This is a genomic window from Haloglycomyces albus DSM 45210 (genome assembly GCF_000527155.1).
GTDB lineage: Bacteria > Actinomycetota > Actinomycetes > Mycobacteriales > Micromonosporaceae > Haloglycomyces > Haloglycomyces albus.
The window spans coordinates 3,522,441-3,535,419 of the sequence record NZ_AZUQ01000001.1 but is presented as its reverse complement, the minus strand read 5'-3'; the positions used below and the strand labels follow the sequence as shown (position 1 = coordinate 3,535,419).

Annotated in this window: 17 protein-coding genes and 1 pseudogene; all 18 read left to right on the top strand. The window is 57.2% G+C overall.

Going from position 1 to position 12,979, the window contains the following annotated elements; genetic code table 11:
• Positions 1 to 198: hypothetical protein (locus HALAL_RS19000; RefSeq protein WP_211240495.1), on the top strand; the 198-nt coding region annotated here is incomplete at its 5' end.
• Positions 199 to 2,094: 1,896 nt separating this feature from the next.
• Positions 2,095 to 3,126 (top strand): ParB/RepB/Spo0J family partition protein, encoded by a 1,032-nt coding sequence (locus HALAL_RS0116315; RefSeq protein WP_169732462.1) that lies wholly within the window; start codon positions 2,095 to 2,097, stop codon positions 3,124 to 3,126.
• Positions 3,127 to 3,351: 225 nt separating this feature from the next.
• Positions 3,352 to 3,696, top strand: a complete 345-nt coding sequence (locus HALAL_RS0116310; RefSeq protein ID WP_156937786.1) for a hypothetical protein — start codon at positions 3,352 to 3,354, stop codon at positions 3,694 to 3,696.
• Positions 3,697 to 3,827: 131 nt separating this feature from the next.
• Complete coding sequence (locus tag HALAL_RS0116305) at positions 3,828 to 3,977, top strand: hypothetical protein (protein WP_211240494.1); 150 nt, start codon at positions 3,828 to 3,830, stop codon at positions 3,975 to 3,977.
• A 1-nt stretch (position 3,978) separates the two neighbouring features.
• Positions 3,979 to 4,758, top strand: a complete 780-nt coding sequence (locus HALAL_RS0116300; RefSeq protein ID WP_084472060.1) for a PD-(D/E)XK nuclease family protein — start codon at positions 3,979 to 3,981, stop codon at positions 4,756 to 4,758.
• Between the two features lie 208 nt (positions 4,759 to 4,966).
• Positions 4,967 to 5,149 (top strand): hypothetical protein, encoded by a 183-nt coding sequence (locus tag HALAL_RS0116295; protein WP_156937785.1) that lies wholly within the window; start codon positions 4,967 to 4,969, stop codon positions 5,147 to 5,149.
• 36 nt (positions 5,150 to 5,185) lie between these two features.
• Positions 5,186 to 6,043: an AAA family ATPase gene (locus HALAL_RS0116290; protein WP_025275018.1), complete on the top strand. Its 858-nt coding sequence runs from the start codon at positions 5,186 to 5,188 to the stop codon at positions 6,041 to 6,043.
• Positions 6,006 to 6,188 (top strand): annotated as a pseudogene (locus HALAL_RS19395) (CHC2 zinc finger domain-containing protein); the annotation flags it as partial. The gene HALAL_RS0116290 and the pseudogene HALAL_RS19395, both read left to right, overlap by 38 nt.
• A gap of 52 nt (positions 6,189 to 6,240) precedes the next feature.
• Positions 6,241 to 6,921, top strand: coding sequence for a toprim domain-containing protein (locus tag HALAL_RS19155; protein ID WP_245598184.1), 681 nt, complete (start codon positions 6,241 to 6,243; stop codon positions 6,919 to 6,921).
• A 124-nt stretch (positions 6,922 to 7,045) separates the two neighbouring features.
• Positions 7,046 to 7,342, top strand: coding sequence for an endonuclease domain-containing protein (locus HALAL_RS18360; protein ID WP_211240492.1), 297 nt, complete (start codon positions 7,046 to 7,048; stop codon positions 7,340 to 7,342).
• Between the two features lie 3 nt (positions 7,343 to 7,345).
• The gene (locus tag HALAL_RS0116275) at positions 7,346 to 7,531 is read left to right on the top strand and encodes a hypothetical protein (RefSeq protein WP_025275015.1); all 186 of its coding nucleotides are present in this window, start codon (positions 7,346 to 7,348) and stop codon (positions 7,529 to 7,531) included.
• Positions 7,532 to 7,544: 13 nt separating this feature from the next.
• Complete coding sequence (locus tag HALAL_RS0116270) at positions 7,545 to 8,360, top strand: metallophosphoesterase (protein WP_342670483.1); 816 nt, start codon at positions 7,545 to 7,547, stop codon at positions 8,358 to 8,360.
• Positions 8,361 to 8,389: 29 nt separating this feature from the next.
• Positions 8,390 to 9,040 carry a sigma-70 RNA polymerase sigma factor region 4 domain-containing protein gene (locus HALAL_RS0116265; RefSeq protein WP_025275013.1) on the top strand — a complete coding sequence of 217 codons (651 nt, stop codon included), beginning with the start codon at positions 8,390 to 8,392 and terminating at the stop codon, positions 9,038 to 9,040.
• A complete protein-coding gene (locus HALAL_RS0116260) occupies positions 8,991 to 9,509 on the top strand; it encodes a hypothetical protein (protein WP_156937784.1) in 519 nt (172 codons plus the stop codon). The genes HALAL_RS0116265 and HALAL_RS0116260 overlap by 50 nt, the downstream gene beginning before the upstream one ends.
• 95 nt (positions 9,510 to 9,604) lie before the next feature.
• The gene (locus HALAL_RS0116255; protein ID WP_025275011.1) at positions 9,605 to 11,464 is read left to right on the top strand and encodes a DNA polymerase; all 1,860 of its coding nucleotides are present in this window, start codon (positions 9,605 to 9,607) and stop codon (positions 11,462 to 11,464) included.
• Positions 11,461 to 11,712, top strand: a complete 252-nt coding sequence (locus HALAL_RS0116250; protein WP_025275010.1) for a hypothetical protein — start codon at positions 11,461 to 11,463, stop codon at positions 11,710 to 11,712. Before HALAL_RS0116255 ends, HALAL_RS0116250 begins: the two co-directional genes overlap by 4 nt.
• Positions 11,712 to 12,248 carry a nucleoside/nucleotide kinase family protein gene (locus HALAL_RS0116245; RefSeq protein ID WP_025275009.1) on the top strand — a complete coding sequence of 179 codons (537 nt, stop codon included), beginning with the start codon at positions 11,712 to 11,714 and terminating at the stop codon, positions 12,246 to 12,248. The genes HALAL_RS0116250 and HALAL_RS0116245 overlap by 1 nt, the downstream gene beginning before the upstream one ends.
• Positions 12,248 to 12,445, top strand: coding sequence for a hypothetical protein (locus HALAL_RS0116240; RefSeq protein ID WP_025275008.1), 198 nt, complete (start codon positions 12,248 to 12,250; stop codon positions 12,443 to 12,445). Before HALAL_RS0116245 ends, HALAL_RS0116240 begins: the two co-directional genes overlap by 1 nt.
• The last annotated feature ends 534 nt before the right edge of the window (positions 12,446 to 12,979 follow it).

Sequence of the window (12,979 nt, the reverse complement as noted above, 5' to 3'; positions counted from 1 at the left end):
TGGAAACAATTCTGGACTGACTACCGATGCGAACGATTCCCACTCACGCCTGCCGCAGCGACGAAACGACGTGAGGAATTGCGGGCAGTTTACCAATGTGTGAGCGACTTTGCTAAGCAGCTAAATGATTTCTGCCGTAATGGGAATTATGGCGATACGTATCAACTTACCAGAAAGCAGGGAAATGAAAAAGTGTGATTGCGGCACTCAAGCTGTATCGATCATCCGAGAGGAATGGAAAAGTCAAGAAAACCCAGATGAACCTATCATGGTGAGTGAATCGTATGTGTGCAAAGCACATGAGAGAAATATTGCTATGATTCCGCGATTGGACAATTCCTATCGAATTACTCATGATCTCGTTAGTGTTAGTACCCGTGTAATTTCTAAGATCGAACAGGATTCGACTGTGCAAACATTCCTAACGAGAGACCACGAGCTTGTTTCTGTGGGCGACACGGTTGATGCACCTGGAAACAAACCCGAATGTACATTTTTGGGTGGAGCCAGAGAGGATTTATGCTAACCCAAATGAAATAGGAAAATGGGACTAAGAAAAAGTAAGACTCAAAGGAAATGGAAGAGAGAAAATGGAACTAACCATTTGTCGAATCATGCCGAACGGGGAAGAATACAACCGCAAAATGTTCAGCAATAAAAATGAGAACGACGATTACACCGTACTCCTATTTGTCGATACTATTACCAGTATGACACCTGGCGTTACTTGGACTTACCGGAGCGAGTATGACATGAACGCCGAACGGCGGGACGAAAATGGAGTAACTCGCTATGTGGTGAGCTTTAATCGACCGGCCCCGGACGGAATTATCAAGCGGGTATTCGACAATTTTACCCCTACATTTCCGGGGCATGTATGCGATGATTGCGGCCGGATATACAAATGCGATATGGACACAAAGGGAAAGTGTCTAAGTTATTGCTATAAGCGCACATGCAAGACATGTCTAGATGAATGGATCGAAAAGCAGCGCTTTACATGCCTTACATGTGGAAAATCCACTATTAGTGTTGGCGTTATCGTTTTTCTCGTAATAAATGCTGCTCTTGCTGGTCCTTCTAGTCATAAAATGTGCATTGATTGCGCTAGGGGAACGGCTAACCAAATGAGCGAGGAAACCATAGACTACTATCTAAATATTCGACGCAATGCGAATTTAGGCGGTGCGAATTGACCTATGGAAATTGTATTCATCTTTTGTTGTAACTACTTAATCAACCTGATATTTGAATAGTAGATTGCTAGCGCGGGTGAGCCATTTCAGGCCGCCCGCGCTAGTTGTGCGCCCGGGGATAGTTGGCACGGCACGGAATGGTCGACCTACAGCGGTCCTGGCGCTTCGCAAGCGGGGCCTGCCTTACGGTAGAGTCCCGCTAATTGCGTGCGGGGCAGGTGTACCTGGTCCCGCTAGAATCGCTGTAGGTCTAAGTATACTCACGCCTCCGTGGTTATGTGCCCAAATAGGGGATAGAGTCCTCAGAATCGATTCTAGGCGTCTTAAAATACGTTTCCGCAGTTCGGGAGTGTAGATTCAAGCCCAACTTCCGTATCATAGTTCTCGTTGAAAGTCAATAGATTGAAACGTGCGATATATCACTATGTGAGGCACGGCATATTTCGCGGTAAATTACTCTTTGTAATTTGACAGTGACTTTTACAGATTCCTCGCGCGCGAAGTTGCCGGTAGTCACGCTGTCACGTCGAAATTTTTGAAGCACCGAGCATGATATGGCAGTAACTCGACGTGGAAGTAGTTGCCGTGCGATACACGAAAGTGGGGAAAAACACATAGTTGGTTCTGTGGGTCCGGCTGGTTCCGGCCGTGGCCGTATCAGGCTGGGCGTTTGTTGACACTAGTGTCAACACGGCGGCGGAAACGACGGATGGTTTGCACTGCAAACTGCGGATTCCTAGACGGTTTCGTATCGACGCGCTAGCGCGTCCAGGTCTAAGTTGCTAGTCTCGTTGCATTGATGCAAGTCGGAGGAGACGACACTATGACTCATACTAATTACCGAGCCATGATTGACGATGCAGGATATCGAGTCCACCCCGGAGCGGACGAGTGGCCAATGATGCCGCCGGAGGAGATTGAGGATCTTGCCGCATCGATTAAGACGAGCGGGCAACGCCACGACATCAAGCAAACCTCGGCAGGTTTGATTGTGGATGGCCGTAATCGTTTGGCGGCCTGTATTGCAGCAGGGGTAGAGCCACGAATCGTGACCATTGATGAGAGTGAAGACATTGCCGAGCTGATTTTGGATGAGAACAATCGCCGCCGCCACCAGTCGCATGGAGCGCGGGTGATGTCAGCGGTTTTGACACAGATCCATGCTAACGACGGATCGAAACTCTCGGCGGCCCAGCGGTCGGACGTCATGGAAAAAATGAAGGCCAACAAAGGCGACATAGCAATGGCGGTTCGGATTGCGATGTCAGATGATGCGACGCTCATTGAGGATGTCCGGTCAGGGCAGATATCGCTGCGAGATGGGTATGACCGTGCGCGAGGCATCGATAGTAGAGCCGCCCGGAAGCAAAAGCAGAAGGAAAAAGTCGAGGCCGCGATCAACGCTAAGATCGGTGAACTGAAGGTCGGCGGAGCACCAGACAATGTGGATTCGACACGGGCCACTGGTGATGACAGCAAAAGTGGACCGGTGACCGTTGATTCGTTTGTGGAGTCGACACCACGGCAACAGCGCGGTACCGCAGCCGAGCCACCGCGCACGCCTACTATGGACACGTTGAGCTGGGCGGTGGCACAGACTGCGATTTTCAAACGCCTAACCGTCGACGATCAATCGGTGGACGATCTATCCTCCGAGCAGGCACAGAGGTTCCACGACGAAGTGCGCGACAACCTGCGTGCTGTCAACGAATGGGGCGATGACGTCCTCACGCGACTGTCGCAGCGGGCACAGTCCACCACGACAGAAAAAACGACGGCGGCGAAGCCAACACAGAAGAAGGTTGCTCCTAAGAAGTCCACACGCAAATCACCACAACCACGAGCGGCCAAGAAGACGGCTAAAGCGGCCAAGAAGTCAGGAACCAAGGCCACCAAGAAGACAGCAACTAAGTCGACTAAGTCCAGCTAGCGAATCTCCAGGAACAACCGGGGTGCCAGATCACCCCGGTTTTCTGCTGTCCACATATTGCACTTAGACCTCAACATCAGTAACATAGGATTTCTCACGGAAGGGGGTATGATGGGTCGGCCAGAACGCCAACGTGGTCACGCACCAGGCAAATCCGAACTCCAATACCTGCGTAACGTACTACACCTGAGCTATGCCGATATAGCCGATCGCTATGGTATCTCCGTGAGCGGTGTGAAAGCGGCTGCACGGCGGTACGGACTCACGCGCGATAACGTCAGCACCACTCAGCACCTGCCGTGGACGATCGAACGGGACCATCAGGATGCGTACCCACTGCGCCGGTTGCGTATCCATTTTAGAATCGAGGCAGGCGAGGCAGTGCCTGACGACGAGATTAATAAATATGTACACTGGGTGGCTCGTCTCAGGGCGCGTGACCACGTCGTTGACTATGACCCCGAGGTCAGCCCCAACGATCTCAGCTCAGTCGGCGGGTTCTATTCGCGCCCTCGTCGTGACAGTGATGGGCCTGAGGGCACTATTATTGCTCACCCCGATGCCGATTAGATCTGAACGCGAGATCCCTCTCGCTCACCACATCGATATGACCGTTTGTAATAACTGGGGGAGGACCCAGACGAAATAGGTGATTATCAGTGAATCTCTCCACCGAATGTACCCCCGATACCCCTCCAAGTGTGGATGTGACCCGTTACGGCACGCTCATCGTGGCGACCAGCCCCACTCCGTTCGATTTCTCCGCAGAACGGTACCGGCTGATCGATCACCAGGCCATCACGAGCACCAGTGGGCACGTCATACACGTGCTGTATTTGAGGGAGAAGTAACGTGGCTTACCGATCATTGTCTCAACTAGAACAATTTGCTCAATGCTCATGGGCGTATAAGCTCGCTCGTATCGATAAAGTCCCGCAACGTCAAGCGGCCTGGTTTGGCCATGGGATAGCCGTCCACACTGGATGTGAGCACCACGAACGATCGGGGCGCTCCGACAGCGGTGTCGACATCGCTGTGGCCGAATATGATCAGCATATCGCGGCAGCGCGTGACGCCGAACCGCAGCTGCATCGATGGATGCGAGGCGGGCGACAAACCACCGAATCAGATATCGCTAAACGTCGCGATCTGGTAGCCGAACAGGTGGCATGGTACGAGCAATGGGCTCCACAGCAGGAGTGGGAGATATGGACGCTCCCAGACGGACAGCCGGCACTGGAGGTGCCCTTCAAGATTACGCTCGGAATCAACACCGTTGCGGGCGTGATTGACCAGATCCTCTACTGGCCCGAGCTCGACGTCCACTCCACCCGCGACCTTAAGACCGGGCGGAAGGTCAAGAGCAACCGTCAGAACGGCGTTTACCGTGTCGCGGTAGCCGAAACATTCGGCCTGGAAGCGACGTACGGGGACTACCTCATGCTTCGGGATGGACGGTCGGCCGGGATGGCTGACCTCTCCTACTACACGCGCGAAACGATAACGCAGCTGTTCAGCGCACTCAATGCGGGCATCGATAACGACGTCTACATCCCCAACCTGGGTGATCATTGTCGAGTCTGCACTGTCCAGACACACTGCGCCGAATACCAAGCACAACAACAAAAGTGAAAGGCAACACAGCAAACGTGTTCGAAAAAGTCTTGAAAATGTACTCAGACCTCGATACGGTAGTGTCCCAGTTACGTATAAGTAGGAACGTTGCTAGACAACCATACGTGTACGGCCAGAGGCCGCAATGACCTATTTTTTTCAGCGAGAGTGTACTTAGACCTAAAGTACACTGATTGGATGTATTCTGATGACAGACAACCACCCCATGGCAGACCGAACAGATACGTTGCATCGAGCGGATCGCGTGCTCATGGAACTCGACGCGTTTTTCCTGCAAATGATCGATGGGTACGAGCCGTCGACATATGAGCCCTACATCCATTTGGGGCAGGTGCAGTGGGCGGCCGAATCACTGCGCGCACTCGTTGCCACACAGGCGAACCTATAGGACGGTGGTGCTCACGTGCATCCACTATCACGAGCAGTGCAACATCGTGGTGAGGCGGGCCAAGCGCTACCCGGCGGGTGGTCGGGTCTGGAGGCGTTCGGCGCAAAACTTCGTGGCTCACAGGTGGTCGTCGTCGCCAGTGCTCCAGGAGGCGGTAAATCCGCGCTCATCACCAACTGGGTGGCGCGGATGCGCCCATGGGGCGTAGCCACACTGTACTTGTCGCCCGATACTGATGCGCCCACACTGGGACAACGCATCGCTGGCACGGTGACCGGCGAGTCCACTACCGACATTGAGGCGGCATTCGAAAACGGCCAGGAGGCACGCTATCTCGACGCGATCGATACGGCCATGGCCCACGTGGCATGGGATTTCCGCGCTAGCCCCACGCTCGGCGACATTGACGAATGCCTATGGTGCTACGCGCAGGTGCATGGCCATTGGCCACAACTCGTGGTCGTCGATGCTCTCAAAGACGTTGTGGCGGATGTGGACGACGACGGCAGCGGAGGCAGTATCCGTTTCGGCCGCGTTATTGAATACCTCCATCAAATCGCTCGCTACACACACGCGTGCGTTGTTGTACAACATCATTTGACCGGTCCATACGATGACGGACTGACCGCTCCACCATTGTCGGCACTGCTGGGCAAAATTGCAAAAACCCCACGATTGGTACTGACTCTGTCGTCTGACCCCAGCAGTCCCACCGGCCTGTCGGTGCATGTTGTGAAAAACACGAACGGGCCAGCCGACCCGACGGCCTCCGGCGCGGCCACTGTGGATCTCGATTGGGACCGCGAGTGTCAAATTATCACCGACGCCACAACGATCTCTGAGGAGGAACGCCGGTATGCCGACGAACAGATCGCAGTCGAGATGGGCTATTAAACCGATCCTCGACTATCTCGGGGTCGACTACGCCGACCACGACAGGTGGCAATCGGCGTGTTGCCCACTCCACGTAGAACGGCGGCCGTCATTTCGATTCAGCCTCTCGGCCAACCTGTACAAATGCCTGGCGGGGTGCGGCGGAGGCGACGCGATCCGACTGGTGAAGGAAGCAGAAGATGGACTTTCATGGGCTGGTGCCTACGCCAGATACCACGACATCACTGGAGACACGAACAACGCGTCATCACGCGGCACTGTGGGACAGCGACACCGCCGCCGCCTACCTTTCGGAGGCCCGAGGGATCACAGCCGAGACAGCCATTACCCACCGACTCGGCGTCGTTTCGGAAGCTGACCCGGCCGAACGACCCGTGTCCGGGTATTTGGCTCTGCCCTACATCACACCGAGTGAGTCAGTGGTGTCGATACGGTACCGGTGCATCCGCCCTTCCTGCACCCAGGACAACCAGGGGGAGTGGCGGGACACGGAGCACCACGAGGGCCACCCGAAATACTGGAGCCTGCCGGGAGACCGACAGCGTCCGTACAACACGGCCGCGCTGCTCAGTAACACTGACACGCTCGTGGTTTGTGAAGGTGAAATGGATACACTGACCGCTCTGCAATGCGGATTGACCGCCGTTGGCCTACCCGGCGCTCAGGCATGGCAGCGGCCGTTGCGTCTGGCCATGCAAGGCATCCGGCGGGTAGTGATCCTGGCCGACGACGACGCGGCGGGTCACCAATTCGCCGGTGCCGTGGCGGCTGATGTGGACGGCGCGGAAGTCGTGCCGGTGACAGGCGGCGATGTCACCTCAGTTTGCACTGCAAACTCTCGGGAGAGGATTAGGGAGTTGGTGTATGGCACGCACTAGAAAATGCCATCGGTGCAAAAAACGCAAACGCCTCGCCTCATTCGTCTCGGCTCGTGGCCGGCTGTGTGCCACCTGCCGGCGATCGAGTCGACAGCGTGCGGCGCGCGCCGCCCACGACAGGCGAGTGACCAACACCTATGGGCTCCGGCCAGGCGAGTATGATCGCCTGTTGCTGGCACAGGGCGGTGTGTGCGCTATCTGTGGTGGTCAACGCCACTACCGGCTCGATGTGGACCATGACCACACCACTGGGCTGATCCGGGGACTGTGCTGCCGCAACTGTAACCGTGTTCTGTTGGCGCGCGGGATGCGTAACCGACCCGAGATTGGGCGGCACGCCGCCGACTATCTCGATAACCCGCCCGCCCTACGCGTCCTGGGCCAACGGTGGCACGCCGACCGACCCAAAGAAGGAAGATGACACATGGCCACCTCAGGCGACCATAATGTCCACCGTATCCGATACCTACGGTCCCGTGCCGTCGACGTCGATCATGATGCCACGGTGCTCATTGAGGCACTGGACAGTGACGATATCCGGCGGGCAGTCGAAATAGCCACCGGCATCATCACTGACCTCTACACCCTCATCGACCTCATGGACCACTGAAGGGAAGCCCCTTATTATCCACCCTATCTTTGAACGCCCCATACGAAACGGCACGATCGTCATTACCTCCGATCTGCAAATGCCATACGAGCACAACAAAATGCTCGCTGCGCACCTTAATTTCATCGCCCATCTCCAACCGGACGCAGTCATCAATATCGGTGACCTAGCCGATTTCCCGGCTCCCTCACGGTGGAACAAAGGCACACGTGGTGAGTTCGAAACCAACATTTGGACCGACGCCGACTATGTCCAAAAGAAATATTTCGGTCCATTGCGGCGCGTCTACGATGGACCAGTGGGAATGCACATTGGAAACCACGATGTGCGGCCCTTGACCTACGCGCAGAAGTACGCACCGGCCCTCGGGCACCCCACAGATAACCCTTACTACGCAGGCAACATGCTGGGCTTCGACCGATGGGGTGTTGATGATCTCGGCAATTTTCATGCGATCGCCCCCGACTGGCTCACCACCCATGGGCATCACGGCATGGCGCTACGCCAGGTGTCGGGGGCGACGGCCTTGGCGGCGGCGAAGAAACTCGGGCATTCGATCATCTGCGGCCACACGCACCGCATGGGTGTGGCGATGGAGACGACTGGTGCAGGGCGTAGCCGCCGAACGACGATGGGCGTGGAAGTCGGGCACATGATGCACCACGATCGAGCCGACTACCTGCGCATGGGCGATACCAACTACCGATATGCCAACTGGCAGCCGGGTTTTGTGGTCCTAGAAATCGTCGATTCGACCGTACAGCCGATCGTCGTGCCCATGAGACGCAACGGAACCTTTAACTATGCCGGTAAATTGTTTTCTGCCTAAAAGTGTACTTAGACCTGAATGGAGGCGGTGTGAATAATGGCGAGAAAACGTTGGCGCTGCTGCCGACGATCCGACGAATTGCACGCCGGTACGCACACGAGTACCCCGGTGTGGACGCCGACGACATACAGCAAACGCTGTGTGTGCATGTGATGGAAACGGGTGAACGTCTGGCCCTGGCTGGCGACGGTGGTCGTCCGGCGACCGTGTTGTCACGAGTGGCCGATAGTTATTGCGGTCGGCAGTTTAGCCACAACAATTACGTCAATGACCAATACAACTACCGGCCCAAAGATATCCGCGCGGCGTTGGATGCGGGCGTGTTGGTCGGTGCGATCGATGGCGTCCCGGTTCCCGACGATCCGGCCGTCCTACGGCCGCCACGGCATCGCCGCGCTGACGACAACCCCATGATCGGGTGGGACCGTACCGCCTATGTCATGGACATCCGTGAGGCGTTCCGCTCTCTACCCGACCGGCATCAACGCGTGTTGGTCGACCGATACATCCGCTGCACCCCTGAGTCTCGTACCGCCGCCGGTCACAAACGCGTCAGCATCGCCATCGGAGCGCTGACCAAACATGCCAACGGCCAACGACAGTCCAAACACTACAAAGTAAGGAGTAACGATGACCGATTCGACCGCACCTTGGGAAAAGCCCGACACACAGCCGAATGAAAGGAACGGAGACATGGAAAACGGAGTTGCTGTAGCCCACACCGGCCCCAGCCACAATCCTCCTGGCGATCTGGCGGAAGCGCCGATTTCTGCGACATTCAAGGAGGGCGCTGGGTTTGATGCGGCGCTGGTGACGCTCCGCGCGCACTCGGTCGACGCGTGGCTCGCGCTATTGGATGAGGCGACCAGTAAGGGTTTGTTCGAATCGAGCCGTCAGGCGGCGACACAGTTTCGTGGACGGGCCGCGTCGACCAGCACACAACGCAGTGCCGGGCCACCGCCATCAAAACCTAACCCCAACGGTGGTAGTCAACGGTCCACCACGAAAACGTGTAGCCACGGGACACTCGCCTACACCGAGTGGCAGGGGAAACACAATAACCGCACCTACCGAGCGTACAAGTGCCCGCTGAAAGTAGCGAATTGGCGCGACCCGGAGGCGTGCGATGCCATCGAGTGGGTCAATTAGCTACACGCAAGAGTGAACTTAGACCGTGGGGCCGGGTTGTGGCCTGGCCCCACGGGGTTTGCCCGCCAAACTTCCATCCCGGCAAAGGAGGGATCATGCGTCAATTGACACATGCCGTAGCAGGCCAAACGACCACCATCAACCTCGCAGAATCCGACGCCGACCTTCAGGTGTTCGATCAGTTCATCAACCAGCATCGCGTGCTCGCGTTCGACACCGAGACGACCGGGTTGGGCGTGTACGGGCCTCAGTTCCATATCCGGACCGCCCAGTTCGGCAACGGTACCGAGTCGTGGGTGCTGCCGGTCGAGACCTCGGCGGCCATGGCTCATGCTGCGTCCCAAGCACTCACGCGGCTGGACAAGATCATCATCCAGAACGCGAACTTTGACATCCAGGTAGCTGCCCGCTGCTGGGGGAGCGACTGGAACAGCCTGTGGACGCGGGCGATTGACACTAAGATTCTCGCCCACCTCGTGGACTCCCGGCGCGTCAAGCAAGGAGGGGCTGGCCACAGCCTCGAAGAGCTGACGGCCGCCTACATCGACAAGACCGTGGCCAGCGAGGTCAAGGGCTCGATGAAGACCATGGCCGACAACATGGGGTGCAACAAGGACGACATTTGGCACCTGGTCGACATCGACAACGAAACCTACCTGCGCTATGCCGGCATGGACCCGATCCTGACCTACCGACTCTGGCAGACGCTCCGAACGAAGATCCCGGCCGAGTCGACCGACCTCGTAGGGGTGGAACACCAGCTAGCGCGCATATGTGCCGAGATGGAACGCACTGGAATCCTCGTCGACAAGCGGTACACCCATCGTCTCTCGGCCCGCTACAAGAGGACCCAAACCCTCGCGATAAAGAAAGCCGCCGCCCTTGGGTGCGCGAACGTTAACGCCTCGGCCGACGTGATCGCCGCGTTGAGAAAGCACGGGTGGACCGAGTTCGCGACAACCGACAACGGTGAGGAATCGGCCGACAAACACGTCCTAGCCGCCGTCATGGCAGACGGAAGCGACGAAGCCAAACAGCTGGCGAAGGCTGTGACGGACGGGAAGAGAGCGGCGAAGTGGCGCACGACCTATACCGAACCGTTCCTCGCTCGCCGCGATTCCAAGGGCCGCATCCACCCCGACATCCGACCCCTGGCGGCCCGAACCGGACGCATGAGTGTCCGCACTCCCGCTGTCCAGACATTGCCCTCTGACTCCCAAGACATACGATCCTGCCTCGTGGCGGAACCTGGCCACGTTATAGTATCTGTCGACTACCAGGCCGTTGAAATGCGTGTGATCGCCGCACTCGCCCGGGAGACGCGGATGCTGGACGCTATCGAAGCCGGCGAGGACCTCCACGGGTTCACAGCATCGCTTGTGTTCGGAGACGGCTACACCGACAAACAGCGCAAACTCATGAAATCGGTCGGGTTCGGCAAGCTCTATGGAGGTGGAGCCAAGACACTGTCTAAACAGGCTGGCATCACCCTTGAAGAGGCACAGCGCGCCTGCGACGCCTACGACGAGGCGTACCCCAAGATCGCCGCCTACTCAAAACGTCTCGTTGACCAGGCACGGAGGCGCGGGTACGTTATCAACCCGTTCGGCCGCAAGCTATTCGTCGATCAAAGTAGAGCCTACGCGGCGGTGAACTTCATGATCCAGTCGACCGCCCGCGACCTGTTCACCCAGTCGCTCATTCGGCTGGACCGCGTCGGCTACACGCCTTATCTGCGCCTACCGGTGCATGACGAAGTCCTCGCTTCGGTGCCCGAGGCGGCGGCTGTGAAGGCCGCGGCCCACATTGCAGAAGTCATGGCAGACGTGTTCGAATCCGTTCCTATCGCCACCGACGCTGAGATAGGCGAACAGTCCTGGGGCTCGATCTACCCCGCCGACGAGAAATTCTCCGACTATGCCCACGAGATGGAAGAGATGGTGGAAATAGCATGACAAAGTACCTCCTGTTCGTCGACCGGACCGCCCGCAGCCGCGCCGTCGTTCCTCTCGTCACCGAATTCCTCGGCGACAGAGTCACTGTGATCGACCAGAACGATGAACCCTTCACCGCGCAATCCCACGGCGTCCTTGGCACACCAGTGCTCGTGCAACCCAACGGCCAACACCTCGCCTCGGCCGACATGATCCGAGCCTGGATGGAACTGCATCAGACTGAATTGGAAACTAAGGAGGTCACCTAATGCTGATTGGACTGACCGGCTATGCCCGCACCGGAAAAACCACTGTAGCCGACATACTCGTGCGCGACTACGGCTATGAACACCGGGCGTTTGCCTCCAAACTCAAACAGATCCTGCGGGAAATGAACCCGACTATTGGCTACCACAACCTGGACGAACTGCTCTCGGATGGAGAAGAGCACGTCAAACGCTACCCCGAGTACCGCAGGTACCTCCAACGCCTCGGCCATGCCTGCCGGCGACACCTCGGCGCAACAGTGTGGATCGATGCGCTGGTTCGCGACTGGAACCCATCCGCCGACACCGTGATTTCGGATGTGCGGTACCTCAATGAGGCTGACGCGATCCGCCAGCGCGGTGGCTTTATCGTCCGGGTCACGCGAGAGGGCGTTGGGCCGGCCAATAGCCATGACTCCGAAACGGAGCTAGCGGAGATTGACCACGATTTCGAGCTGGGGAATAACAGCGACGCGAGTGGCATAGCGCAGGACGTAGTGGGCATGTTGGCGGTACTGAAGTCTCGGAGGTGGCGTTGATGGTTGATCCAAATACGATACTGAGACGGCTGATTGATGCGGAAATTAAACGCCTGGACACGGAAGCCGAACACATGGCAAGCGACAGCGATCGCGATCAGCGGCGACGTAGCGAACGTCTTGGATCGTATGAGGCGTACTACCGGGTGTTGGGTTTCATCGATATTCGTAGCGACGCAGAGGAGCGGACGACATGATAGTCCAGATGGCTCACAATTGGTTGATATGGTTCCGCCACCGATCTGACGATCCGGCTCGACCGGGGCGGGATGTGCGGGTGCGCCACCACTATGGTCGGGAACCGGTTGCTATGGCAGTTCATGCTGCTGGTGGTCTGCGTCCAACTTAGAATCTGAGGTGTAGAAAGTAGCGGCCCTAGGGTGTCGGTCCTAGGGCCGCCGCCCGCCGAAACGGCGGGCACCAGCCGAGTGCCACGATCGGCCGGCGTCTATAATGGCCCGATCAGTTGGCCTGACCGAGCCACCGCCCATCCCTGATAACCAAATCGGCCCTGGGGACGTCAGGGACGGGTGATCGTGGTGGGCACCTGTAACCGGCGTTTGTCAATGTCGTCACGGTTGAATCGCGGTTTGGCTTGTTGCCAATGCTCGGGGTGTTGCTCTGGAATGCAGTCGTATTTGCACCAGTCGATGTAGAGTTGGAAGTACTGTGAGCATGTCTGACAGTATTGTCGTTTATAACGTGCAGAGTTCATGAGACAGGCCCATTCC